Annotated in this window: 23 protein-coding genes and 4 pseudogenes; 19 read left to right on the plus strand and 8 right to left on the minus strand. The window is 60.3% G+C overall.

The window, feature by feature from the left end:
• Positions 1 to 5: 5 nt before the first annotated feature.
• The 16 genes and pseudogenes from ugpC to Tal182_RS29650 all read left to right on the plus strand — a co-directional run bounded on the left by ugpC (position 6) and on the right by Tal182_RS29650 (position 15,404).
• A complete protein-coding gene (gene ugpC / locus Tal182_RS29575; protein WP_085861833.1) occupies positions 6 to 1,073 on the plus strand; it encodes a sn-glycerol-3-phosphate ABC transporter ATP-binding protein UgpC in 1,068 nt (355 codons plus the stop codon).
• Between the two features lie 191 nt (positions 1,074 to 1,264).
• Positions 1,265 to 2,569, plus strand: coding sequence for an ABC transporter substrate-binding protein (locus tag Tal182_RS29580; RefSeq protein WP_064807389.1), 1,305 nt, complete (start codon positions 1,265 to 1,267; stop codon positions 2,567 to 2,569).
• Between the two features lie 184 nt (positions 2,570 to 2,753).
• Positions 2,754 to 3,680 (plus strand): sugar ABC transporter permease, encoded by a 927-nt coding sequence (locus Tal182_RS29585; RefSeq protein WP_064807391.1) that lies wholly within the window; start codon positions 2,754 to 2,756, stop codon positions 3,678 to 3,680.
• Positions 3,681 to 3,776: 96 nt separating this feature from the next.
• Entirely contained in the window at positions 3,777 to 4,676 is a 900-nt protein-coding gene (locus Tal182_RS29590; RefSeq protein WP_064812401.1) for a carbohydrate ABC transporter permease, read from the plus strand.
• 139 nt (positions 4,677 to 4,815) lie between these two features.
• On the plus strand, positions 4,816 to 5,700 hold the full coding sequence (locus Tal182_RS29595) for a dihydrodipicolinate synthase family protein (RefSeq protein WP_085861834.1): 885 nt from the start codon (positions 4,816 to 4,818) through the stop codon (positions 5,698 to 5,700).
• A 7-nt stretch (positions 5,701 to 5,707) separates the two neighbouring features.
• The gene (locus Tal182_RS29600; protein WP_170965813.1) at positions 5,708 to 6,385 is read left to right on the plus strand and encodes a GntR family transcriptional regulator; all 678 of its coding nucleotides are present in this window, start codon (positions 5,708 to 5,710) and stop codon (positions 6,383 to 6,385) included.
• Positions 6,386 to 6,439: 54 nt separating this feature from the next.
• A complete protein-coding gene (locus Tal182_RS29605) occupies positions 6,440 to 7,768 on the plus strand; it encodes a sugar ABC transporter substrate-binding protein (protein ID WP_085861835.1) in 1,329 nt (442 codons plus the stop codon).
• Positions 7,768 to 8,706 carry a sugar ABC transporter permease gene (locus Tal182_RS29610; protein WP_064807399.1) on the plus strand — a complete coding sequence of 313 codons (939 nt, stop codon included), beginning with the start codon at positions 7,768 to 7,770 and terminating at the stop codon, positions 8,704 to 8,706. Before Tal182_RS29605 ends, Tal182_RS29610 begins: the two co-directional genes overlap by 1 nt.
• Entirely contained in the window at positions 8,706 to 9,521 is an 816-nt protein-coding gene (locus Tal182_RS29615; RefSeq protein ID WP_085781403.1) for a carbohydrate ABC transporter permease, read from the plus strand. Before Tal182_RS29610 ends, Tal182_RS29615 begins: the two co-directional genes overlap by 1 nt.
• Positions 9,522 to 9,540: 19 nt before the next feature.
• Positions 9,541 to 10,527 carry a sugar kinase gene (locus tag Tal182_RS29620; RefSeq protein ID WP_064807402.1) on the plus strand — a complete coding sequence of 329 codons (987 nt, stop codon included), beginning with the start codon at positions 9,541 to 9,543 and terminating at the stop codon, positions 10,525 to 10,527.
• Between the two features lie 12 nt (positions 10,528 to 10,539).
• A pseudogene (locus Tal182_RS29625) lies at positions 10,540 to 10,728 on the plus strand (transposase); the annotation flags it as partial.
• Positions 10,729 to 10,969: 241 nt separating this feature from the next.
• A complete protein-coding gene (gene fabG / locus Tal182_RS29630) occupies positions 10,970 to 11,752 on the plus strand; it encodes a 3-oxoacyl-ACP reductase FabG (RefSeq protein WP_085861836.1) in 783 nt (260 codons plus the stop codon).
• An 8-nt stretch (positions 11,753 to 11,760) separates the two neighbouring features.
• Positions 11,761 to 13,635, plus strand: coding sequence for a glycoside hydrolase family 15 protein (locus tag Tal182_RS29635; protein WP_085861837.1), 1,875 nt, complete (start codon positions 11,761 to 11,763; stop codon positions 13,633 to 13,635).
• A gap of 73 nt (positions 13,636 to 13,708) precedes the next feature.
• Entirely contained in the window at positions 13,709 to 13,948 is a 240-nt protein-coding gene (locus tag Tal182_RS29640; RefSeq protein WP_064807406.1) for a type II toxin-antitoxin system ParD family antitoxin, read from the plus strand.
• Positions 13,945 to 14,277: a type II toxin-antitoxin system RelE/ParE family toxin gene (locus tag Tal182_RS29645; protein ID WP_085861838.1), complete on the plus strand. Its 333-nt coding sequence runs from the start codon at positions 13,945 to 13,947 to the stop codon at positions 14,275 to 14,277. Before Tal182_RS29640 ends, Tal182_RS29645 begins: the two co-directional genes overlap by 4 nt.
• Before the next feature lie 131 nt (positions 14,278 to 14,408).
• A complete protein-coding gene (locus Tal182_RS29650; protein WP_085859526.1) occupies positions 14,409 to 15,404 on the plus strand; it encodes an IS30 family transposase in 996 nt (331 codons plus the stop codon).
• 99 nt (positions 15,405 to 15,503) lie between these two features.
• On the opposite strand, the gene Tal182_RS29655 is transcribed toward Tal182_RS29650, so the two are convergent.
• Entirely contained in the window at positions 15,504 to 16,241 is a 738-nt protein-coding gene (locus Tal182_RS29655; RefSeq protein ID WP_085859525.1) for a hypothetical protein, read from the minus strand.
• A 294-nt stretch (positions 16,242 to 16,535) separates the two neighbouring features.
• Between Tal182_RS29655 and Tal182_RS32495 the strand changes: the two genes are divergently transcribed.
• Together Tal182_RS32495 and Tal182_RS29660 are read left to right on the plus strand one after the other, a co-directional pair.
• A complete protein-coding gene (locus Tal182_RS32495; protein ID WP_164517832.1) occupies positions 16,536 to 16,673 on the plus strand; it encodes a hypothetical protein in 138 nt (45 codons plus the stop codon).
• 147 nt (positions 16,674 to 16,820) lie between these two features.
• Positions 16,821 to 17,483, plus strand: a complete 663-nt coding sequence (locus Tal182_RS29660; RefSeq protein ID WP_085861839.1) for a metal-binding protein ZinT — start codon at positions 16,821 to 16,823, stop codon at positions 17,481 to 17,483.
• Positions 17,484 to 17,666: 183 nt separating this feature from the next.
• Here Tal182_RS29660 and Tal182_RS29665 read toward each other — a convergent pair whose 3' ends face one another.
• Both Tal182_RS29665 and Tal182_RS29670 read right to left on the minus strand, forming a co-directional pair.
• A complete protein-coding gene (locus Tal182_RS29665) occupies positions 17,667 to 18,422 on the minus strand; it encodes an amino acid ABC transporter ATP-binding protein (RefSeq protein WP_085861840.1) in 756 nt (251 codons plus the stop codon).
• Positions 18,400 to 18,648: pseudogene (locus Tal182_RS29670) on the minus strand (amino acid ABC transporter permease); the annotation flags it as partial. The gene Tal182_RS29665 and the pseudogene Tal182_RS29670, both read right to left, overlap by 23 nt.
• Positions 18,649 to 18,753: 105 nt before the next feature.
• Here Tal182_RS29670 and Tal182_RS29675 point away from each other — a divergent pair.
• Entirely contained in the window at positions 18,754 to 19,899 is a 1,146-nt protein-coding gene (locus Tal182_RS29675) for an IS4 family transposase (RefSeq protein WP_085858327.1), read from the plus strand.
• A 24-nt stretch (positions 19,900 to 19,923) separates the two neighbouring features.
• On the opposite strand, the pseudogene Tal182_RS29680 reads toward Tal182_RS29675, so the two are convergent.
• The 5 genes and pseudogenes from Tal182_RS29680 to Tal182_RS29700 form a co-directional block, all read right to left on the minus strand.
• Positions 19,924 to 20,340: pseudogene (locus Tal182_RS29680) on the minus strand (ABC transporter permease subunit); the annotation flags it as partial.
• Positions 20,337 to 21,008 carry an amino acid ABC transporter permease gene (locus Tal182_RS29685; protein WP_085861841.1) on the minus strand — a complete coding sequence of 224 codons (672 nt, stop codon included), beginning with the start codon at positions 21,006 to 21,008 and terminating at the stop codon, positions 20,337 to 20,339. The pseudogene Tal182_RS29680 and the gene Tal182_RS29685, both read right to left, overlap by 4 nt.
• A gap of 75 nt (positions 21,009 to 21,083) precedes the next feature.
• The gene (locus Tal182_RS29690; protein WP_085861842.1) at positions 21,084 to 21,869 is read right to left on the minus strand and encodes a transporter substrate-binding domain-containing protein; all 786 of its coding nucleotides are present in this window, start codon (positions 21,867 to 21,869) and stop codon (positions 21,084 to 21,086) included.
• 4 nt (positions 21,870 to 21,873) lie between these two features.
• Positions 21,874 to 22,622 (minus strand): annotated as a pseudogene (locus Tal182_RS29695) (GntR family transcriptional regulator).
• Between the two features lie 226 nt (positions 22,623 to 22,848).
• On the minus strand, positions 22,849 to 23,619 hold the full coding sequence (locus Tal182_RS29700) for an amino acid ABC transporter ATP-binding protein (protein ID WP_064807421.1): 771 nt from the start codon (positions 23,617 to 23,619) through the stop codon (positions 22,849 to 22,851).
• Positions 23,620 to 23,627 lie beyond the last annotated feature (8 nt).

Below are 23,627 nucleotides of genomic sequence, written 5' to 3' on the forward strand. Positions count from 1 at the left end.
GGAGTATGGCAAACGTTCAGTTCGCGGATGTCCGGAAATCATTCGGCGCGCATCCCGTCATCAAGGGGGTGGACATCGATATCGCCGACGGCGAATTCGTCATCCTCGTCGGCCCCTCGGGCTGCGGCAAGTCCACACTTCTCCGGATGCTGGCGGGGCTCGAGAATATTTCCGGTGGCGAGATCAAGATCGGCGGGCGCGTCGTCAACACGCTGCCGCCGAAGGACCGCGACATTGCCATGGTGTTCCAGAATTATGCGCTTTATCCGCATATGACGGTGGAGCAGAACATGGGCTTCTCGCTCATGCTCAACAAATCGCCGAAGGCAGAAGCCGAAAAGCGGGTGAAATATGCCGCCGGCATCCTTGGCCTCGACAAGCTGCTCGACCGTTATCCGCGCCAGCTTTCCGGCGGCCAGCGCCAGCGCGTCGCCATGGGCCGGGCCATCGTACGCGATCCGGAGGTCTTCCTGTTCGACGAGCCGCTGTCCAACCTCGATGCGAAACTGCGCGTCGCCATGCGCGCCGAGATCAAGGAACTGCACCAGCGCCTGAAGACGACGACCGTCTACGTCACCCATGACCAGATCGAGGCGATGACGATGGCCGACAAGATCGTCGTCATGCATGACGGCATCGTCGAGCAGATCGGCACGCCGCTTGAGCTTTACGACCGCCCCGCCAATCTCTTCGTCGGCGGCTTTATCGGTTCGCCGGCGATGAACATGATCCACGGCAGGCTCGATCCTGAGAACCCCAGCCAGTTCGTCGCCGCCAACGGTACGCGGCTGCCGGTCGCTAAACCGCCTGCAAGTGCTGTGGGCCGCGACCTCGTTTACGGGCTGCGCCCCGAATATATCTCGCTCGATCCGAACGGCGTGCCGGCCGAGATCGTGGTGATCGAACCGACCGGTTATGAGACGCATCTGACCGTCCGCCTCGGCGGCAGCGATGTCAGCTGCGTCTTCCGCGAGCGTGTCGATGCCCGCCCGGGCGAAGCCATCCGGGTGGCGATCGACGCCAAACATGTCCATCTCTTCGACGCCGAAGGCGGCATGAGATTGACCGACTGACGCCACTAGGCGGGTTACGGGAGAGGAGGAGTCTCCCGTTCCGCCGGAGCGCAAGCATTCGAGGGGTGAGCCCCACGGGAGCGCAAACCTCCCTGGGGAGCTTTGCGCTCCCGGGATGCCAGGCCGCCGTTCACCAAGCGGGAGGTGAATGCCGGAGAATTGCTCCCGCTGTTTCAATGAGGAGGAATCTCATGACGATCAAGAGACGTGAATTTCTTGCTGCATCGGCAGCCGTCGCCGGTGTCGCCGGCCTCGGCATCAAGCCGTCCTTTGCGCAGGCCGAACCGACCTACACGCCGGAAAGCGGCGCGAGCCTGCGTCTGTTGCGCTGGACGCCTTTCGTGAAGGGCGATGAGGAGGCCTGGCTTGCCAATACCAAGAAGTTCACCGAAGCCACCGGCGTGGAAGTGCGCATCGACAAGGAGAGCTGGGAGGACATCCGTCCGAAAGCCGCCGTTGCGGCCAATGTCGGCTCCGGTCCGGATCTCATCATGTGCTGGTTCGACGACGCGCACCAATATCCGGACAAGCTGGTCGATCTCACGGAACTCGGCAACTATCTCGGCAACAAGTACGAGGGCTGGTACGACGGCCTGAAGGGTTATGCCACCCGTGACGACAAGTTCATCGCCATGCCGCTGACGACGATCGGCAATGCCGTGGTCTATCGCGACAGCCATGTGAAGGCTGCCGGCTTCAACGAATTCCCGAACGATACCGCAGGCTTCCTCGAGCTTTGCAAGGCGATGAAGGCAAAGGGCACGCCCGCCGGCTTCCCGCACGGCAAGGCGGTCGGCGACGGTAACAACTACGCCCATTGGCTGCTCTGGAGCCATGGCGGCAAAATGGTTGACGAAAGCGGCACGGTAACGATCAACAGCCCGGAAACGCTCGCCTCGATCAACTATGCCAAGGAACTCTACGCGACCTTCATTCCGGGCACGGAAAGCTGGCTGGATGTCAACAACAACCGCGCCTTCCTCGCCGGCCAGGTATCGCTGATCGCCAACGGCGTCTCGGTCTATTACACGGCCAAGAACGATCCGAAGCTCGCCGAGATCGCAAAGGACATTCGCACGACGAACTTCCCGATCGGACCGGTCGGCAAGAGCGTCGAGCTTTTCCAGACGAGCTCGCTGCTGCTCTTCAAGCACAGCAAATACCCGGAAGCGGCCAAGGCCTACATCAAGTTCATGATGGAAGCTGATCAGATGAATGCCTGGATCCAGGGCTCCAGCGCCTATTGCTGCCAGCCACTCAAGGCCTTCGCCAAGAACCCGGTCTGGACCGCCGATCCGGTTCACGCGCCCTATGCGCGCGCCTCGGAAAAGCTGCGCCCGAACGGCTATGCCGGTCCGCTCGGCTACGCCTCGGCGGCAACCATGGCCGACTACGTGCTGGTCGACATGTATGCCGCCGCCGTCACCGGCCAGAAGTCGCCCGAGGACGCTATGAAGGAAGCCGAACGCCGGGCAAACCGCTACTACCGCGTCTGATCCGAAGCCGGGACATGCGGCACGCCCGATATCCGGCATGCCGCAGGCCTCTAAAGCGCGTCACATCAGATTTGATCCATGCGCCGCGCTTTAGCTCCTTGTTTTTATGCATGTCGTAGTCCCGGAACCGCTGCACACTTCCGGGCGACATGCATCAGGACTGAATGCAATCTGGAGACAAGCAATGTCGACCTTGAAATCCGGGGATACGCGCGGCCCCTCGCTGATGCAGAACAACAATGTGCTCGGCTTCCTGTTCATGCTGCCGGCCGCCGTGTTCCTTGTCTGCTTCCTCACCTATCCCCTGGGGCTCGGCGTCTGGCTTGGCTTTACCGACACGCGGATCGGCCGGGATGGCATCTTCATCGGCCTGGAGAACTATGAGTTCCTGGCCGATGACGCCGTTTTCTGGCTGTCGGTCTTCAACACCATCCTTTACACGGTCATCGCCTCGGCTCTGAAATTCGCGCTCGGCCTCTGGCTGGCGCTGCTCCTGAACCAGCACCTTCCGTTCAAATCCTTCTTTCGGGCGATCGTGCTGTTGCCCTGGGTGGTGCCGACGGTGCTTTCGGCGCTGGCCTTCTGGTGGATCTACGATTCCCAGTTCTCGATCATCTCCTGGTCGCTGATGAAGCTCGGGCTGATCAGCGCGCCGATCAACTTCCTCGGTGATCCCACAAATGCGCGGATATCGGTCATCGTCGCCAATGTCTGGCGCGGCATCCCCTTCGTGGCGATCTCGCTGCTTGCCGGCCTGCAGACCATTCCGGCTTCGCTGCAGGAGGCGGCATCGCTCGACGGCGCGACGAGCTGGCAGCGCTTCCGCTATGTGACGCTGCCGATGCTGACGCCGATCATCGCCGTCGTCATGACCTTCTCGGTGCTCTTCACCTTCACGGATTTCCAGCTGATCTACGTGCTGACCAAGGGCGGACCGGTCAACGCCACGCATCTGATGGCCACACTCTCGTTCCAGCGCGGCATTCCGGGCGGCCAGCTCGGCGAGGGGGCGGCCATCGCGGTCGCCATGATACCCTTCCTGCTCGGTGCCATCATGTTCAGCTTCTTCGGCCTGCAACGCCGCAAATGGCAGCAGGGCGGCCAGGACTAGAGTATTTCCACGGAAATACTCTATCTCTTTGTTTTTACGCATTCCGGACGCAAAACCGCTACGCACTTTTGCTGGAATTGCTCTAAGGGGGAAAAAATGTCGACCAATCTCAAAACGGCCGATGAGGTCCTGACCGACAATGCCGAGGGCATGAGCTATCTGAACCGCCTGCCGCGGCGCGTAGTGATGCTCTACCTGCCGATGGCGGTCTTCGTCTTCGTTCTGCTTTTTCCCTTTTACTGGATGGCGATCACCGCCGTGAAGCCGAACGAACAGTTGACCGACTACAACAATTACAGCCCCTTCTGGGTGGTCGGGCCGACGCTCGACCACATCAAATACCTGTTCCTCGAGACGTCCTATCCCGGCTGGCTGTGGAACACGATGCTGGTGGCCGTCGGGTCGACGGCGCTGTCGCTGGTGGCCTCGGTGTTCGGCGCTTATGCGATCGAGCGCATCCGCTTCACCGGCTCGCGGCAGATCGGCCTCGTCATCTTCCTCGCCTATCTCATTCCGCCGTCGATCCTCTTCATCCCGCTCGCCTTCATCGTCTTCAAGCTCGGGATCTACGACTCGCGCCTGGCGCTGATCTTCACCTATCCCACGTTCCTCATCCCGTTTTGCACCTGGCTGCTGATGGGCTATTTCCGCTCGATCCCGTTCGAGCTCGAGGAAAGCGCGCTGGTGGACGGCGCCAACCGCTGGCAGATCCTGGTCAAGATCATCCTGCCGCTTGCGGTGCCGGGCCTGATCTCCGCCGGCATCTTCGCCTTCACGCTCTCATGGAACGAATTCATCTATGCGCTGACCTTCATCCAGTCCTCGGAGAACAAGACCATTCCGGTCGGCGTCCTCACGGAACTGGTCCGCGGCGACGTCTTCGAATGGGGATCGCTGATGGCGGGCGCGCTGTTCGGCTCGCTGCCTGTCGTCATCCTGTATTCCTTCTTCGTCGACTACTACGTCTCCTCGATGACGGGCGCGGTGAAGGAGTAGTCTCGTAGATCGGGCCGGCCGCGGAGCGTTGGAAACCTCGGTGGTCGAGAGTCTGCTGAAGGGCACGACCGAACAATCACCCCTTTACAACTAACATGTCAGTCTGCTACGTCTGACCCGTTAGCTGGGAGGAATAAAGTTGACATCAAGATTCGGACTTTCCGTCGCTCTCGCCACGCCGTTCGACGGCGATGGCAATATTGCGATCGAGGCGATGATCGCGCAGGCGCGGCGCAGTCTTGCGGCCGGATGCTCCAGCGTGACGCTGTTTGGGACGACGGGCGAGGGTTCCTCCATCGGGAATGGCGAACGGGAACGCGTGCTGGCCGCGTTTCTCGATGCCGGTATTGCGCCTGGCAACATTATCGTCGGCGTGCTGGTCGATGCCGCAGAGGATGCGGCGATGCAGGCCGGTCAGGCTCTGTCCAGGGGCGCCCGCAACATCCTTCTTGCCCCGCCGTCCTATTTCAAAAACGTCAGTGACGACGGCGTCTTTCAGTGGTTTTCCGCCGTATTCGCCCTGTTAGGGGACAAAGCACGCGACATTATCGTCTATAATCTTCCGTCGGTCACCATGGTGCCGCTGAGCGTGTCGCTGATCGGCCGGCTGCGGACGGCCTTTCCGCATATCGTCACAGGCGTCAAGGATTCCTCCGGCGACTGGCCCTACACCGAAGCGCTTCTCGAAGCGCATAGTGATCTCATCATCCTGGTCGGCGACGAGCGGCACCTCGCAAGGGCCGTGCGCCTCGGCGGCCAGGGCGCGATCTCGGGCATGGCGAATTTCGTGCCCCACGAACTCAAGCCGATGGCCGAAGAGGGTAAGGACGATAGCCGCGTCGCCGATTTCGTCCTTGAATTGCTGAAACATCCTGTCGTTCCGGCCGTGAAGGCGATGGTCGCGCGCACGACGTCGGAGGAGACATGGATCGCGGTCCGTCCGCCGCTTACTTCGATATCCGGTGAAGCGCGGGCGCAACTCGCTCTGGCATTCGATACTCTTTTCCGCTCGAAAGCCGCATAGGTCGGGCATGTTTCTGGAGAAGGCGATGGACGGAACGGAGGAGCAGCCGACACTGCGGGAAAAGGCGTATGCGAGCTTTACGCGTCACCTTCTTGCACGTGACGTGCGCCCTGGCCAGTTCGTGTCCCAGCGCCGTCTCGTGGAACTGACGGGGCTGCCGCTCGGCGCCATCCGAGAGCTCATCCCCAGGCTTGAAGCCGAAGGGCTGATCAAGACCGTGCCGCAGCGGGGTTTGCAGATCGCTCACATCGATCTCAACCTCATCCGCGAGGCCTTCCAGCTGCGCGTGTTCCTGGAGAAGGAAGCCGTGGCCCTCTTCACCCGGTCCGCGTCGGACGAGACGATCGCAAAGCTCGTGAAACAGCATCGGGATATCGCCGACGCCATCCGCAGCGGCGACGGATCGCACGAATTGGAGCTGCGCGCGCAGGCTGTCGACTGGGGCATGCATGATGCCTTTATCGACGCCCTTGGCAATACTATCATTTCGAACGCCTACCGCGTGAACTCGATCAAAATGCGCCTGATCAGCCAGGACCGCTTTCGCATCGACGGTCACGTCGGGCCTGTGATGGGCGAGCACCTGAAGGTGCTCGAGGCGATTGAACGCCGTTCGGCGGAGGACGCCGTCAACAGCCTTGTCGCACACATCAATCATGCAAGGGATCGTGCGCTCGGGATATAATCGAGAATGAACAGCCGGAGATGAGGAGATCGCCGGCAAAAGGAGGAGGATTACATGCCATCATTCTTCAACCCGACGCGGCGCGGCTTTCTAGCCGGCACGGCCGCCCTTGGGGCCAGCAGCGTGCTCGGCATGCGGCCGGCAGCGGCTGCGGTCGACTGGAAGCGCTTCGCCGGCACCACGCTTGAGGTCAATCTGGTCAAGAGCCCGCGCAGCGAAATCCTGACCAAGTATCTGTCCGAGTTCGAGGAGCTCACCGGCATCAAGGTCAATGCCGAAGCAACGCCTGAACAGCAGCAGCGCCAGAAGACAACCATCGAGCTGAGCTCCGGAAAACCGAGCTTCGACGTTGTGCACCTCAGCTACCACGTCCAGAAGCGGCAGTTCGAGAAAGGCGGCTGGCTTGCCGATATCAGCGGCTTCCTCAAGGACGCTTCGCTGACCGATCCCTCCTTGGTGGAAAGCGATTTCGCCGAAGCAGGCCTCGCTTTCGCCAAGGATGCCGACGGCGTGCTCCGTTCGCTGCCTTTCTCGGTCGATTACTGGATCATCTACTGGAACAAGGCGCTGTTCGAGAAGAAGGGGCTTGCCTACCCCACCAGCTTCGAAGAACTCGCAAGTGCTGCAGAGGCGTTGACCGATCCCTCGACCAATACCTACGGTTTCGTCGCCCGCGGCCTGAAGAACGCCAACACGCCGGTCTGGACGACGTTGCTGCTTGGCTACGGCTCGAGCCCGCTCGGCCCGGACGGCAAGCTGCGCACGACATCGCAGGAAGCGATCGACGCGGCCAAACTTTATCAGAGGCTGATGACCAAGACCGCTCCTCCCGGCGTTTCCGGCTTCAACTGGGCCGAGGCGCAGTCGGCCTTCCTGCAGGGCAAGATCGGCATGTGGCTGGATGGCGTCGGCTTCGCCCCGCCGATCGAAAATCCGGAAAAGTCGCGCGTCGTCGGCCAGGTCGGTTACGGCGTCATGCCGAAAGGACCGAAGGCGCAGGCCGCGGGCACCTTCGGCGACGGCCTCGGTGTCGTCGCGGCAAGCCAGAAGAAGGAAGCCGCCTACCTGTTTTGCCAATGGGCGATTTCGCACGACATGGGCGCACGCCTGCTGCAGGCCGGCGCCGGCGTTCCGTTCCGCCAGTCCGTCCTTGAGGACGCCAAGGTCCGCGAAGGCGTCAAGATGCCAGGCACATGGCTGGATGCAGTTGCCGGCTCCGGCAAGATCTCGCAACTCGCCCTGCCGGTCATCATTCCGGTCACCGAGTTCCGCGATATCTATGGCGTCGGTCTCACCAACATGATCGGCGGCGCCGATCCTGAAACCGAACTGAAGACGGCGACGGCACAGTTCGAACCCGTCCTGGCGAAAAGCGAGGGATAATGGCCTCGGCAGGCATCGAAACGGCCGCTATGGCCAAGGCGTCGAAAGGAAGGAGCAAACCGGATCGGTTTGCTCCCAACTACTGGCCCTTCGTCATCCCGGCGCTCATTGTCATCTCAGCCGTCATCGTCTTTCCATGGGTGTTTACGGTATGGATGAGCGTCAACAGCTGGACGCTCGGCCAGTCGCAGGTCTTTGCCGGGCTCGACAATTATATCAGACTCGCCACCGACATGCGCTTCTGGGAGTCGCTGTGGCATACGGTGCTCTATACGGCGCTCTCCGTGCTGGTTCCCCTTTTTCTGGGGACGCTCGCCGCGCTGATCTTCGATGCCCGATTCCCGCTGCGCGGCCTCATACGAGGCATATTCGTGATGCCGATGATGGCGACCCCCGTCGCCATCGCGCTCGTCTGGACGATGATGTATCATCCGCAGCTCGGTGTGCTCAACTATCTCCTCTCCTTCGTCGGCATCGGCCCGCAGGAGTGGATCTACAATCAGCGCAGCGTCATTCCCTCGCTGGTCCTGGTCGAAAGCTGGCAGTGGACGCCGCTCGTCATGCTGATCGTGCTCGGCGGCCTGGCGGCGGTTCCGCGCGAACCTTATGAAAGCGCTGAGATCGACGGCGCCAATGTCTGGCAGAAATTCCGCTATCTGACGCTGCCGATGATCGCGCCCTTCCTGATGATCGCCGTGATCATCCGCAGCATCGATGCGGTGAAGAGCTTCGACATCATCTATGCCATGACCCAGGGCGGCCCCGGCACGGCATCGGAAACGATCAACATCTATCTCTACAACACCGCCTTCGCCTATTACGATATCGGCTATGGCTCAGCCATGGCGGTCGTCTTCTTCATCCTCATCGTGCTGCTCTCCTTCGTCCTGATGATGATCCGGCAGCGCGTCAACTGGTCCGACGGGGAGGCACGCTGATGAAGCGCAAGACGCTCGATCGCATCGGACTGCTGTTCGTCGCGCTGGTGATGATCTCGCCGGTCGTGCTGTTTTTCCTCTGGATGATCTCGCTGTCGCTGAAATATGAAATCGACAACGGCGCCTATCCGCCGATCTTCATCCCGGAGCGTTTCGCCTGGTCAAACTATGTGAAGGTCTTCGAGGAGAACAATTTCTTCCTCTATCTCTGGAATTCGCTGCTGGTGACCGGCAGCGCCACGCTTCTGGCGCTTTTGATCGGCGTGCCGGCCGGATATGGCATCGCGCGTCTGAAGGCGGAGAAATCCGCGATGGTCATCATGATCGCGCGCATGACGCCCGGCCTGTCCTTCCTGATCCCGCTCTTCCTGTTGTTCCAGTGGCTGAACCTGCTCGGCACGCTCATGCCGCAGATCATCATCCATCTCGTCGTCACCGTGCCGATCGTCGTGTGGATCATGATCGGCTATTTCGAGACGACGCCGATGGAACTGGAAGAGGCTGCGAGCATCGACGGCGCCACGCCCTGGCAGGTTTTCCGCCTGGTCGCCCTGCCGATCGCGAGGCCCGGCATCGTCGTCGCCTTCATCCTGTCGGTGATCTTCTCCTGGAACAACTTCGTCTTCGGCATCGTGCTCGCCAGCCGAGAGACGCGCACGCTGCCGGTCGCCGTCTACAATATGCTGTCCTTCGAACAGGTGAGTTGGGGGCCGCTCGCGGCAGCCGCGCTGATCGTCACCTTGCCGGTGCTGATCTTGACCGTCTTTGCGCAACGACAGATCGTCGCCGGGCTGACGGCCGGGGCCGTCAAGTGAGCAGGTGAGGCGACCGCTAATGAGTTCCTCTGCCTTCGGCCCGCCGCCGGGTCCGCCACGCCGCGTGCTTTGCATCGGCGCGGCGGTGCTCGACACCCTGTTCCGGGTGCGCTCATTGCCATCGGGCCAGGGCAAGATCTTGCCCTATGAGATGCTGCAGGTCGCCGAAGGCATGGCGTCGAGCGCGGCATTCGCCGTCGCCCGGCTTGGCGGCCATGCCAGCCTCTGGGGCGCGGTCGGCGACGACGCCACCGGCGAACGGATCATTTCCGACCTCGGCGACAGCGGCATAGACACGAGCGGCATGACGGTTGTGCAGGGCGCCCGCTCGGCCGTCTCGACGATCCTCATCGATGATGAGGGCGAACGCCTGATTGTGCCTTTCTACGATGAGAGGCTCCACGATACGGTCAGGTTGGTCACCGAGCAGGAGATGTCTGCTTTCGATGCGGTGCTTGTCGATGTCCGATGGCCGAAGCTTGCACTGCGGGTGTTGATCGCAGCTGGCAAAGCCGGCAAACCGGCCATACTCGACGGCGACGTTGCCGGCGAGGGGGTCATCGAGATGCTGGCGCCGGCCGCCAGCCACATCGTGTTTTCGCAGCCCGCGGCCGAGCGGCTTGCCGGGACGGCGGATCTCGTCGAGACCGTCGGCCTGCTGAAACGGAAATTCGAACATGCCTTCATCAGCGTCACGGCTGGCGAACATGGCTCCCTGTGGTTCGATGATCCAAGCGGCGACATCCGTCACCTTGCCGCGCCGAAGGTGAGAGCGATCGACACACTTGCAGCCGGCGACATCTTCCACGGCGCCTTCGCGCTGGCAATCGCGGAAGGCATGCCGATCGAAGAGACGATGCGACTGTCATCCATGGCGGCGGCTCTCAAATGCCAGGTGTTCGGCGGACGCATCGGCGCACCCACGCGGGCCGAGGCGTGCGATGCTCTACGGCATTGGAACGTCCGCGTTTCCCGGAAGATGAGCGATATCGAGTTCAATAGATGAGGCCGGACGTGGATTGCCGGCGCCCCGGAAGAAGCGCGCCTGGCGGCCTAGGCAAGCGGCGCGGCGGCCCGTGTCTTCCGTGACTTGCTGTGGTCGACGAAGGACAGCTGGTCACGCCGCCGGCGGGTCGTGGCCAAGGCCGAATGGACGACGGCGAAGGCCAATCCGCGCTTCATCGTCACCTCGCTTGCCGCAGAATGGTTCGTCGTATCATGCACGTCAGCCCGCAAGAAATGAGGGACTCTTTTGTAAAGGCCGGGAACTGCGGGGCAATGAGGTTGTTTCAGTGGACGCCAGGTGCCTGATCGGCGGATCCCGTAGCGATTGCTCCCGTGTCGATTGGGAGCGAGCATCCTCATTGTCAGGAACAAGCGCTTCCCTTCGGCGTTAATGGTTGCGCTGCTTGGCGGCGCGCGTTCAATCGATTTCACCGGAAATCACAATGAATCTTGGGCTGGCAAACAAGCGCGTTCTCGTGACAGGAGGCAACTCTGGTCTCGGTGCTGCGATGTCGAAGGCATTCGCCGCGGAGGGCGCACGGGTCGCGATCAACTATCTGACCAACCCTGAGCAATCCGATAAGCTCGTTGACGAGGTCACCGCCGCTGGTGGTCAAGCTTTCGCAGTGATGGCCGACATCAGGGATGCTGCAGCAGTCGAGGCGACGTTCCGTGCTATCGACGCCGCGTGGGGCGGCATCGATATTCTCGTTAACAACGCAGGAATCGACGGTAGCTATTCGCTTGGCTGGGAAGGTGATGTCGAAGCCTGGTGTGAGGTCATTGATGTGAACCTCAAGGGAACCTACCTGTGTACGCGCGAAGCGCTGAAGCGCATGGTCGCGCAGAGGTCCGGCGTCGTGCTCAACACCACCAGTGTCCATGAGGTCATCGGCTGGACCGGCTACAGCGCTTATACGGCCAGCAAGGCGGGCGTTTCGATGATGTCCAAATCGCTGGCACAGGAAGCGGCGCCGCATGGTGTGCGCGTGCTTTGCATCGCTCCGGGAGCGATCCGCACCCCGATCAATCAGGCAGTCTGGCAGGATGCCGAGGGCCACAAGGATTTGCTGACGAAAATCCCACTGCGGCGCATAGGCGAGCCGGAGGATGTCGCAAGTATGGCCATCATGCTTTCGTCGGAGGCCGCCCGCTACGTTACCGGGACGACAGTTTTCGTCGATGGCGGTATGACCGATTATCCTTCCTTTGCGCACGGTGGTTGAATAAGGACATGGTCAGGCGCATCGAAGATTACGGTCTGATCGGCAATATGCTGTCTGCAGCACTTGTGGGCAAGGACGGATCAATCGATTGGCTATGTCTCCCCCGCTTTGACTCGCCTGCCTGCTTCGCAGCGGTTCTCGGGACCCCTGACAACGGCCGTTGGCGGATCGCACCCGTCGGAAAGGGAGTAAAAACGAGCCGGCGCTACCTTCCCGACACCGCAATTCTTGAAACCCGGTTCGAGACGCCTACCGGTGCCGCTACCCTTACGGATTTCATGCCGATCAGCGAAACGGATCGCACACTCGACGTGATCCGCATCGTGACGGGTGTCTCCGGCACGGTCGAAATGGATATGGAACTCGTTCTGAGGTTCGAAAATGGCCAGGCAGTACCTTGGGTGCGGCGTAAGGATTATGGCCTGAGCGCGGTCGCGGGTCCTCACGCGATTGAACTGCACACTGCTTTGCCGATTGAAGGCCGCAACATGAAGACCTGCGCACGTTTCCGCGTGAGTGAAGGTGAAAGCGTACCGCTGACATTGTCCTACCACGCTTCGAACGAGAAGCCGCACTTCGTCGCTGACCGCCGCGAGGTGCTGGGACGCACAGCAATCTGGTGGCGCGAATGGGTCAAGAGGGGGAGTTTTGAGGACATGCCGGACATTTGGCGCGAGCCGGTGGTCCGCTCGCTCATCACGCTCAAGATGCTGATCTACGCGCCGACGGGCGCCATCGTCGCCGCACCCACGACCTCGCTTCCCGAGAAGATCGGAGGCACGCGCAATTGGGACTATCGTTATTGCTGGCTGCGTGATTCCGCCTTGACGCTCTACGCGCTGTTGAATTCAGGATATCGCAAGGAAGCGGAAGACTGGCGGCAATGGCTGCTTCGCGCAGTCGCCGGTTCTCCGGATCAACTCCAGATCATGTACGGGATCGGGGGCGAGCGCTGGCTGCCCGAGGTCGAGGTGCCGTGGCTGGAAGGATTTGAGAGAAGTAGTCCGGTCAGGATCGGCAATAAGGCAGCTGAGCAGGTGCAAATCGACGTTTTTGGCGAGTTGATCGACACCCTCCATGCGGCACGCGATGCCGAACTTCAGCCGCGCGACGAGGCTTGGCGGCTGCAAAAGGTCCTGCTCCGTCATTTGGAAAGTGCATGGCATATTCCCGACCGCGGAATTTGGGAAGTGCGCGGTCCGGCGCGCTCGTTTACCCACTCTCGCTTGATGGCCTGGGTTGCTTTCGACCGAGCCGTCATCGGCGTCGAGAGATACGGGCTCGAAGGACCGATTGCCAAATGGCGTGAGCTGCGCCAGCAGATTCACGACGATATCTGCACTAACGGTTTCGATGCCGGAAAGAACAGTTTTGTCCAATATTACGGAGGGGATACACTCGATGCGAGCCTGCTACTGATGCCGCAACTCGGTTTCCTGGCGCCCGACGATCCGCGTATCATCGGCACGATCGCAGCGATTGAGCGGGATCTGTTGCAGAGCGGGCTGGTCCTGCGCTACTCGACCGATGAGACCGACGACGGGGTCGGTGGCCGCGAAGGGGCATTTCTAGCCTGCAGCTTCTGGTTGGCTGACGCCTATGTCCTTGCTAACCGCGGGGATGACGCCCGGGAGTTGTTCGACCACTTGCTCGACCTCCGCAACGATCTCGGCTTGCTCGCGGAGGAATATAACGCCGCGACGGGCCGCCTGCTCGGCAATTTTCCCCAGGCCTTCTCGCACATCGGCCTGATCAATACGGCACATAATCTTGTTAGCGCTGGCGGACCGGCGCGGCAGCGCGCCCGGAAGACCGCGCCGAGCAAGCCAACCAAGGTTTCGGATCGTTCGTCCTCCCACTACCAAAACTCACCACTGCCCTAATCAAAATCAACGCGGCTGTGAGAGAAACGGGCTAGACCTTGCCAAATTTTGCCATGCTGGCTATCCTGGTCCCATGAGCACTATGAATATCTCGCTGCCGGACAATCTGAAGCACTTCGTCGACCAGCAGGTCGCCGGTCGAGGATATGGCACGAGCAGCGAGTACGTGCGCGAACTGATCCGTCGCGACAAGGATCGGCAGCAGTTGCGGAATCTTCTGCTCGAGGGCGCGTCATCCGAGACGACCGAACCCATCGATACCAGCTATTTCGATAGCTTGCGCGAGCGCGCAACGAAACAAAGCTCCAAGTGACCGCAAAACCTATCGTCCCCCGCCACTCGGCTCGCGGGGATGTCGAGAATGCCGTGGACTATTACGCTCGCGTGGCGGGAGCGCAGATAGCGGTAGGCTTCATCGATGCACTGCAATCGACCTATACTTTGATCGCAGAGCATCCTGCATCGGGCTCACTGCGCTACTCATATGAACTCGGTCTGCCCGATCTGCGCTGTGCGACGCTGAAGGGTTTTCCTTATGTGATCTTCTATCTTGAACGAGCCGACCAGGTCGACGTGTGGCGGGTTCTGCACGCCAAGCAGGATATTCCGGCGTGGTTACAGGATTTAGAAGCATCGGATTAGCTCGGCGTATTTTGATAGGCCTCTTATGAGAGTTCCATAAGCTATCTTACGCCAGATTCGCCTGTAGCCGGGCACATTCTATCTCGAACTGCAACAAAGGCGCTAAGCTGCCTGCTTTCGGGAGCCATGGTTTGAGCCGTACCTTTTCGCATTTGAGCTTTGACGAACGCCGATCGATTTCCAGGATGTTGGATCAGAAGTTTAGCCAGTCTGAGATCGCCAGACGCCTCGGCCGGGACCGTGCGACCATCTCCCGGGAGATCAAACGCAACTACTGGCACGATCAGGAATTCCCCGATGCCGAGGGCTACTGGGCGATGACCGCCAACGACATGGCGCGCGAAAGGCGCCGGCGGATCGGCAAGCTCTTTCGTCGCGAGGATCTGCGGAACGAAGTGATCGGAAAGTTGGAATCCGGCTGGTCACCGGAACAGATTGCTGGACGACTGAAGATCGAACCAGCGGCCAAGGCAAGCGTCTGTCACGAGACGATCTACCGATATGTCTATTCACCAGAAGGACAAAGGCAGCAACTCGCGCGGCTTCTACCGGAACGGCGGAGAAAGCGCCGGCCGCGATATGCTCGCAAGCCGCAGAATCCAGTCTTTCCAGATGAGCGTTCGATCAAACATCGGCCGGAAGCCATCAACGATCGCAAGGAATTCGGTCACTGGGAAGCCGATCTCATGATCTTCGAAAGGGTTCAGGGCAATGCCAATGTGGCAACGATTGTCGAGCGGACGAGCCGGTTCACCATGCTGTTCAAGAACAACGACCGGCAGTCCAAGCCGATCATGGAGCGGCTCATCAACGTGCTCAGCCCCCTGCCCAGGCATGCCCGGCAAAGTTTGACGTTTGATCGCGGATTTGAATTCGTCTCCTGGCGGCGACTGAAGCAAGGAATGGGAACCGATGCATGGTTCTGCGATCCGTCTGCGCCCTGGCAAAAAGGCTCCGTCGAGAACATGAATCGGCGGATTCGGCGTTACCTGCCGAGGGATACTGCTGTCCTGTCAGTTCCTGATGAATTGATAGGATTACTGATCGATCGGTTGAACAGTACGCCCAGAAAATGCCTTGGTTTCCACACCCCAGCTGAAGTGTTCAGGCGTGAAGTGAACAAATGACGGCAAGCCGGGGCGGAGGACGGATTTTATGAATGATCCTGCGGTGATTGCGCGGCGAGAGAAAGCGTTATTAGGCAGCCAGCGGCAGGATAGAGATCGTCAATGCACGCCGATATCGCTTTGCGTATCCGACTCTAACTGCAGGCAAGCTGCCCAAAGTGGCGTCTTGTGGAAGGATCCATCCTGCAGAAGAGAGAGCCCCTCTCGTGCCTCATAGAGCAAGCCGAGCCAGCATAAGCGTTGGAAGACGCCATACCGAAGATCGGATTTCAACTCCCAGGCTTCTATGGTCATTTCGGTGTCCGACAGAGGCGCCAGGTCTGGATAGAGGACCTTCACAACTTCCATTGGCGTGCAACCTTCTCTGGCCTTGATATTGAGAAGATTGAGGAACATGCGCCACCAGCGTAAACGCGCTCGGACCTCCTCTTCCCGCTCGGTGGCGTGGACATACGAATAGAGATAATCCGTGGCGACCAGATCGAAGAAGGCTTGCGGGTTCACCAGAAACTCCCGGCCGCGTCTGGTTGGCAGCAGCACATCCTTTTTCCGGCGAAGAAGCTTCAGATGATGGGTCATGTCACGCACGACCCAAAGCGGCGGCATGTCGCTTTCATTGAGCACCTTGTTCATGCTGTAGAGGTCTTCGGCTGTGAAGCCCGGCCAGAGGAAGTGCACAGCGGCCCAATGCACGAACTTGCGGTTCATGGCGCCGGTCGCCGTCAATCCTATGCCACCCTCACCGTCAGCATAGGCAATCGAAAGAAGCATGCCACGAACAAGTGGTGACAGAGCGGCGACATCGACGTCCCCGTGCAGATTGATTTCCGGAAGCATCGTGCGGCTTTGATCCCTACCCCGTCCCATGCAGGTGCAAGCGAGTATCAACCGGCGACGGAACAATTGCTACTGAGAAAGCTAAAGCCAAAGGGGAGCGTCATCACCCGCCCCCGTTCCTCCCTTGCAACCCGGCCCAGCCGGTCGGATCGGGGGCTGATCTCCCTGCCCTGTAGCAGCCTTAAGCCCTTGTTGCATTTACATTAGAAGTCACACCGCAAAGTTAGAATGTCCTGTTTCTGCAAAGTAGGAATGTCACTCTCTCCCCGCATTTGCTGACGTGGGAGATTGCAGATGGGATTGATTGCGATGAGCGAGCGCGATCTGCAGCGGATCGACGAGGAAAAGACGGTTCCTCCTGTGATCCCGTCACTGGACCGTCCAAACACGCGCTCGCCGACCGCGCCTAGCGACGGGCGCCTCCTGAATTGACTTGGTGTCGTGCATGGTGACCCAAGCGATGCGTCTCAGCGGTTTCCGCCTTGCGCTTGCCATCAAACCGCGCTAATTCGCGTTTGTAATGTTATTACATCACAGACTAGCACAAGCCGTGTCGGCCAATCGAAAGGGTTTCAGTGAATGAACAAGGCGATGACAACACTCAGCTACGCACTGGCTGTATCCGCAACATTGACTTTTGCAGGAATGGCAGGCGCTGAGACATCCTCGGGAAACAATCACAACCACAGCCATACCCACGATAAAGAGGGGTCGGTGTATGATGGGTATTTCGATGACGATCAGGTAAAGGCGCGTGAACTGTCGGACTGGGAAGGCGACTGGCAGTCGGTCTACCCCTATCTTGTCGACGGAACCTTGGATCCGGTGATGGCCGACAAGGCGAAACATGGCGACAAGAACGCCGGGGAATATCGTGCCTATTACGAGACGGGATACAAGACCGACGTCGACCGGATCGTCATCAGCGGAAAGAAGGTTACGTTTTTCCGCGGCAGGGACTCAGTGACCGGAGACTACGAGACGGATGGGCACGAAACCCTCACCTACAAGAAAGGCAATCGAGGGGTTCGTTTCATCTTCAGAAAAAGCGCCGGTGATGACGCGGCACCTCAGTTCATCCAGTTCAGCGACCACATCGTCGCCCCAGAGAAGGCCGACCACTACCATCTATATTGGGGCAATGACCGCGCCGCGCTACTGAATGAGGTCACCAACTGGCCGACCTACTACCCCTCAAACCTGAGTGGGAAGCGGATCGCCGAGGAAATGCTGAGCCACTGAGTTGAGCTTTTCGGGCTAGCTTGAAGCACTCTGCCGGAGCAGGTTTTCGTCAGGGCAAAGGCGATTGGCGAAGGCATATCCATTGGTACGTCCGAGCCGATCGCCTTTGATCCTGGCTAGAGAAATACCCGGCATAGAGGCCGCACCGCTTCGCTGTGGCGAGCGATAAATGCATCCGGCATTCTAAAGTCTTGCAGATTTGCCGGGCAAATCTGCGTTGACACCGAGAAACTGCCTGAGCTCGGCAGTCTGCGGATTGGCGAAGACATCCTCCGGCCGGCCTCCTTCATGGACACGGCCCTGATGCATGAAGACGACGCGGCTGCAGACGTCGCGGGCGAACCTCATCTCGTGTGTGACCATCAGCAGCGTCATGCCCTCGGCGGCAAGTTCGCGCACGACAGCCAGAACTTCGGCGACCAGTTCCGGATCGAGCGCCGAGGTAATCTCATCGCAGAGAAGGGCGGTCGGCTGCATGGCGAGCGCGCGGGCGATGGCGACGCGCTGCTGTTGCCCGCCCGAGAGCTCGTCCGGATAGGCGTCGAACCGGTGACCCAGCCCCACACGTTCCAGCATCCTGCGGGCGGCGGCCTCGGCTTCGGCCTTGGGTGTCTTTTTGACCACCGTCTGCGACAGCATGACATTGCCGCCGGCAGTCAGATGCGGGAAGAGATTGAATTGCTGAAAGATCATGCCGACCTTGAGACGCAGCGCCTTCAGATGGACTTCGTCATCGATGAGTTGCGCGCCCGCCACGGAGATGGAACCGCTGGTGATGGTCTCAAGACCATTGATGCAGCGAAGCAGGGTCGATTTGCCCGAACCGCTCTTGCCGATAATGGCGATGACCTCGCCAGGCTCGACATTCAGGTTGATGCCTTTCAGTACTTCGTTGGATCCGTAGCTCTTGCGGACGTCAGTGATTTCGATGAGCGACATTGAGTTTTCTCTCCAGGATCTGGCTGCTTTTCGACAAGGGCCAGCAAAGGGCGAAATAGATGAGCGCCACGAGCCCATAGACGGCGAAAGGCTGGAAGGTGGCGTTGGTGACCACGGTGCCGGCCTTCGACAATTCGACGAAGCCGATGATCGAGGTCAGCGCCGTGCCCTTGATGATCTGAACGGAGAAACCGACGGTCGGCGGTATGGCGATCCTCAGGGCCTGCGCACGGCTGTCCGGTTTAAATTTGGTGGACATGGCGCACGGTGTTGATTCTACTCGTATTCGGATGTTTGGCGACAATCCCGGACACGAAAGAGGAACAACACCGTGCGGCATCAGAATAGCGTCTTTCATGATCTGTTGAAGCGGATTCCGTGGGCGGCCTTCGAAAGACTTGTGGAGGAGCATCAGGCCGACAAGCACGTGCGGCGGCTGTCGACGAAGAGCCAATTGGTCGCGCTGCTCTACGGCCAGCTTTCCGGGGCTGTCAGCCTGCGCGAAATCGTCGGCGGCCTGCAAAGCCACCGCAGCGGTCTTTACCATCTCGGCGCCCAACCGGTGTCACGCTCGACCCTTGCCGACGCCAATGGCCGGCGCTCGAGTGCGGTTTTCGCCGAGCTGTTCGCGCAGATGGTGTCACGCGCCGGGCGTGGGCTCAAGCGGGCCGTCGGCGAGGCGGTCCATCTGATCGACAGCAGCAGTCTGCGCCTTTCCGGAGCGGGATCGGACTGGGCACGCTTTTCCGATCAGGCCTGCGGCGCCAAGGTTCACGTCGTCTACGATGCCAATGCCGAACGGCCGATCTATGCGGCGGTGACGCCGGCCAATGTCAACGACATCACCGCCGCCAAGGTAATGCCGATCGAGGCGGGCGCCACCTATGTCTTCGACCTCGGCTATTACGATTTCGGCTGGTGGGCGAAGCTCAATGCCGCCGGCTGCCGCATCGTCACGCGCCTCAAATCCCATACCAGATTGGCCGTCACAGAGGAAAAAGCGGTCAGCCCGGATGGAACCATCATGTCGGATCGGGTCGGCCTCCTGCCGCAGCGCATGGCGAAAAGCCGCAGGAATCCGATGAGCGGGCCGGTGCGGGAGATCTGCGTGCAGATCGAAACCGGCAAGATATTGCGCATCCTGTCCAACGATCTCGATGCCCCGGCAGAGGAGATCGCCGCGCTCTACAAGCGCCGTTGGGCGATCGAGCTGTTCTTCCGTTGGGTCAAGCAGACGCTGAAGATCCGCCATTTCCTCGGCAACAGCGAGAATGCCGTGCGCATCCAGATCGCCGTTGCCCTGATCGCCTACCTGCTGCTGCAGATGGCCAAGGCTGACCAGACCACCGTCACAAGCCCGCTCGCTTTCGCCCGCCTGGTGCGCGCCAATCTCATGCACCGCCGCAGGATCGACCGCCTGCTGCAACCCACCGCCACTCCGCCACACCATCTCCACCAGATGAGCCTCCAATGGTAACGAATTTAAACCGGACAGCAGTGGGGCCTGCGGAAGGATGACGTAACGCATCTGCTGCAGACGCCCCATGCCGAGACTGGCGGAAGCTTCCCATTGCCCATTCGCAACCGCTTCGACGCAGCCTCGCCAGATCTCGGTGAGAAAGGCGGCGCTCCACAGGATCAGCGCCAATCCCGCAGCAAGCCAGGCCGGCACGTCTATTCCGAAGAGGCCAAGACCGAAAAAGGCGATGAAGAGCTGCATCAGCAGCGGCGTGCCCTGGAAGAGCTCGATGTAATATTTCGCAAATGCCCGGCCGGCCTTGCGCCTGCTGATGCGCAGGAACAGCAGGCCCAGGCCGACCAGACTGCCGCCGACGAACGAGACGAGCGAAAGAAGGATCGTCCAGCGGGTGGCGAGCAGCAGGTTGCGCAGGATGTCCCAAAGCGTGAACGTGATCATCGTGCTGCTCTCCTCGGGAAGATGAACCAGCCGATCAGGCCCAGCACCTGCCGGAGCAGGATCGCCAGCGCGAGATAGAGTGATGTCGAGACGATGTAGGCCTCGAAGGCTCGGAAGGTTCGCGATTGGATGAAATTCGCGGCGAAGGTCAGATCCTCGGCGGCGATCTGCGATACGACCGCCGAGCCGAGCATGACGATGACCACTTGCGACGACAGCGCCGGCCAGATGCGCTGCAGCGAAGGCACGAGCACGACATGGCGGAAAGTCTCAAAGCGCGTCATGGCGAGGCTCTCGCCCGCCTCGAACTGGCCTTTCGGCGTTGCTTGAATGCCCGCACGAATGATCTCGCAGCTATAGGCGCCGAGGTTGACGACCATCGCAAGGTTGGCGGCTGTCAATTCGGAAAGGTGGAGGCCGAGCGACGGCAGACCGAAAAAGATGAAGAAAAGCTGGATCAGGAACGGCGTGTTGCGGATCAGTTCCACATAGGTCGCAACGACCGGCTTCAGCCAGACCGGGCCGAGCGCCCGCACCCAGGCGCAGACGATGCCGAGCGAAATACCGAGCACACCGCCGATCGCGATAAGCTCCAGGGTGATCAGCACGCCCTTGATGATTTCGGGATAATATTCAAGCAGCCAGCCGAATTCGAAATGGTAGCTCAAGGAATGTCCCCTCTTGCGGTGACGGAGCGCATGTCATCCCGCGGCAGCAGAAGACATGCGCGAGACCGGGTTTCCTTAGAGATCGGACGGCAGATTGGCGCCGAGCCACTTCTGCGATATGGCGTTCAAGCTGCCATCGGCTTTGGCAGCAGTGACAATGCCGTTCACCTTCTCCAGAAGCGCTGACTGTTCCTTGTTGAGGCCGATAAAGCAGGGCGAGTTCTTGATGAGGAACTTCAACTCAGGGCGCTTGGGAGGATTTTTGGCGAGGATCGCGGCCGCCACGACGTTGCCGGTGGCAATGATGTCGACCTGGCCGGACAGGAAGGCCGAGATGGTGCCATTATTGTCCTCGTAACGCTTGATCGTCGTATCGGCCGGCGCGATCTTCGTCAGCTCGAGATCCTCCACGGCGCCGCGCGTGACGCCGATGCTCTTGCCCGCGAGATCTTCCGCCTTGGCGACCGAAAGATCGGCCGGCCCGAACACGCCGTTGAAGAAGGGCGCGTAGGCGACCGAGAAATCGATCACCTTTTCGCGCTCCGGATTCTTGCCGAGGCTCGATATCACGAGATCGACCTTATTCGTCTGCAGATAGGGGACGCGGTTGGCGCTCGTGACCGGCACGAGTTCGGCTTTGACGCCCAGCTTTTCAGCAATGAGATTGGCCATATCGATATCGTAGCCCATCGGCGCCATATCGGTGCCGACGCTGCCGAAAGGCGGGAAATCCTGCGGGACTGCGACACGCAGCGTGCCGCGCGCCGTAATATCGGCGAGAGCATCGGCATGAGACGGGGAGTTGAAGCCGAAGGTCGCCGCGAGAGCCGCGATTGCGAAGAAGATCCGTCTTGTCAGCATGTGTTCATTGCTCCTTTGATGTTGTGATTTTTGGATCTGACGGCTGGAAGGTGGAGGACGCGGTCCTGGGCGGAAGCGACAAGGACTTGCGCAGATCCGAAAGCGGATCCGGCCGCGCCGTCAGGTCGAGGCCCATTTCCACTTCGTCAAGATGTTCGACGGAGAGCTCTGCAGCTCTGACGAAATCACCTGTCTGCATCGCCTCGAAAATGCGGCAGTGCCCCTCATGGGACTGGGCCGCATGAAATTCGGATTGATAGAGCATCGAAATGAGGATCGTCCTCGCGGTCAGGTCGCGCAGGATGTCGACGATGATCGTGTTCCCGCTCATTCCGCGATGCGGATATGGAAATCGCCCATCAAATAAGTCAGCCGCTGGCGGTCGCCCGCCGCCATGGCATTCCTCTCCTCATTCAGATGGGCGTCGAGAGCCTTGCGTCCCTCCTCTGTCAGCACGGCCATGCTGCGCAGCAATCCGGCCTCGACGACACGCCTTGCCTCATAGACGGCGATCGCATCCTCAGCGGAGGGCTCGACGACGAACCAGCCGCGCCGGGGGCTGACATGCACGATGCCGCGTGTCTCCAGACGCATCATCGCTTCACGGACGCGGGTTCGGGACACACCGAAGAGCGCCGCCAGCTGATTTTCGCCAAGACGCGTGCCCGGCCGAATCTTGGCAGAAAGGATCCCGGAGACGATCGTTGCTTCAATGGATTTCTGCGTGGTTTCGGATGTCTGGCTCTCTTGCATACAAGACAGGAAGCAAAGCCCGTGCCAAAAACCCTGCCCTCAGACTTTTCAAACCGTCCCGGATTTTTGGTGGAAAACTTGCCTGCCGGGAATGCAGACTGAATGTAAATTGTGCAGCCGCTCCCCCTCCCCCGACATTGGCCCCGTGGCCGATGCCGCCGCTCAAGACCCCGCCCGACTTGAGGCGACGCGGGCGATCTGACGGGGCGAGCCGGCCATCGCCTTTTTAGTTGAAGCTCGAGGTCTTGAGAAATTCCGCCAACCGTTCGGTCTTCGGACGCACGAACATTTCCTTCGGATCGCCCTCCTCGCAGATGACCCCCTGGTTCATGAAGATCACGCGGGACGAAACCTCGTAGGCGAAACGCATCTCATGAGTGACGAGCAGCATGGTCATGCCGTCGGCAGCAAGCCCCTTGATGACCTGCAGCACTTCGCCCACCAGTTCCGGGTCGAGCGCGGAGGTCACCTCGTCGAACAGCATCAACCGCGGCGACATGGCGATCGCGCGGGCAATTGCGACGCGCTGTTGCTGGCCGCCGGAGAGCTGACCGGGATAATGGTTGGCACGGGCGGCGAGGCCGACCCGGTCGAGCCATTTTTCAGCAATAATGCGGGCGTCGGGCTTCGTCATCTTCTTCACCTTAACGAGGCCGAGCATGACGTTTTCGGCCGCACTCATATGCGGAAAGAGATTGAACTGCTGAAAAGCCATGCCGGTCAGGGCGCGCTGGCGCGCGATCTCCTTCTCGCTCTTGCGCCGCCGGGTCGCGCCGTCGACGTGATAGCCGATCTCCTCGCCGTCGAGGCTGATCGTGCCGCCCTGGAATTCCTCGAGCATGTTGACGCAGCGCAGCAAGGTGGTCTTGCCCGAGCCGGAGGAGCCGATGATGGAGATGACCTCGCCCTCCTGCACGGCGCAATCGACGCCCTTGAGAACTTCGTGGATGCCGTAAGTCTTGCGCAGACCCTTGATGTCGAGAATGGTCTTGGCCATCGATAGGC

The organism is Rhizobium sp. TAL182 (genome assembly GCF_002117725.1).
Classification (GTDB): Bacteria; Pseudomonadota; Alphaproteobacteria; order Rhizobiales; family Rhizobiaceae; genus Rhizobium; species Rhizobium esperanzae.

Coding starts and splice junctions, on each gene's coding strand:
- Tal182_RS29590 (WP_064812401.1), top strand. CDS start 3,777: ATGTCGACCAATCTCAAAACGGCCGATGAGGTCCTGACCGACAATGCC.
- Tal182_RS29660 (WP_085861839.1), top strand. CDS start 16,821: ATGAACAAGGCGATGACAACACTCAGCTACGCACTGGCTGTATCCGCA.
- Tal182_RS29585 (WP_064807391.1), top strand. CDS start 2,754: ATGTCGACCTTGAAATCCGGGGATACGCGCGGCCCCTCGCTGATGCAG.
- Tal182_RS29665 (WP_085861840.1), bottom strand. CDS start 18,422: ATGTCGCTCATCGAAATCACTGACGTCCGCAAGAGCTACGGATCCAAC.
- Tal182_RS29615 (WP_085781403.1), top strand. CDS start 8,706: ATGAAGCGCAAGACGCTCGATCGCATCGGACTGCTGTTCGTCGCGCTG.
- Tal182_RS29700 (WP_064807421.1), bottom strand. CDS start 23,619: ATGGCCAAGACCATTCTCGACATCAAGGGTCTGCGCAAGACTTACGGC.
- Tal182_RS29600 (WP_170965813.1), top strand. CDS start 5,708: ATGTTTCTGGAGAAGGCGATGGACGGAACGGAGGAGCAGCCGACACTG.
- Tal182_RS29605 (WP_085861835.1), top strand. CDS start 6,440: ATGCCATCATTCTTCAACCCGACGCGGCGCGGCTTTCTAGCCGGCACG.
- Tal182_RS29690 (WP_085861842.1), bottom strand. CDS start 21,869: ATGCTGACAAGACGGATCTTCTTCGCAATCGCGGCTCTCGCGGCGACC.
- Tal182_RS29620 (WP_064807402.1), top strand. CDS start 9,541: ATGAGTTCCTCTGCCTTCGGCCCGCCGCCGGGTCCGCCACGCCGCGTG.
- Tal182_RS29640 (WP_064807406.1), top strand. CDS start 13,709: ATGAGCACTATGAATATCTCGCTGCCGGACAATCTGAAGCACTTCGTC.
- Tal182_RS29635 (WP_085861837.1), top strand. CDS start 11,761: ATGGTCAGGCGCATCGAAGATTACGGTCTGATCGGCAATATGCTGTCT.
- Tal182_RS32495 (WP_164517832.1), top strand. CDS start 16,536: ATGGGATTGATTGCGATGAGCGAGCGCGATCTGCAGCGGATCGACGAG.
- Tal182_RS29580 (WP_064807389.1), top strand. CDS start 1,265: ATGACGATCAAGAGACGTGAATTTCTTGCTGCATCGGCAGCCGTCGCC.
- Tal182_RS29610 (WP_064807399.1), top strand. CDS start 7,768: ATGGCCTCGGCAGGCATCGAAACGGCCGCTATGGCCAAGGCGTCGAAA.
- ugpC (WP_085861833.1), top strand. CDS start 6: ATGGCAAACGTTCAGTTCGCGGATGTCCGGAAATCATTCGGCGCGCAT.
- fabG (WP_085861836.1), top strand. CDS start 10,970: ATGAATCTTGGGCTGGCAAACAAGCGCGTTCTCGTGACAGGAGGCAAC.
- Tal182_RS29655 (WP_085859525.1), bottom strand. CDS start 16,241: ATGCTTCCGGAAATCAATCTGCACGGGGACGTCGATGTCGCCGCTCTG.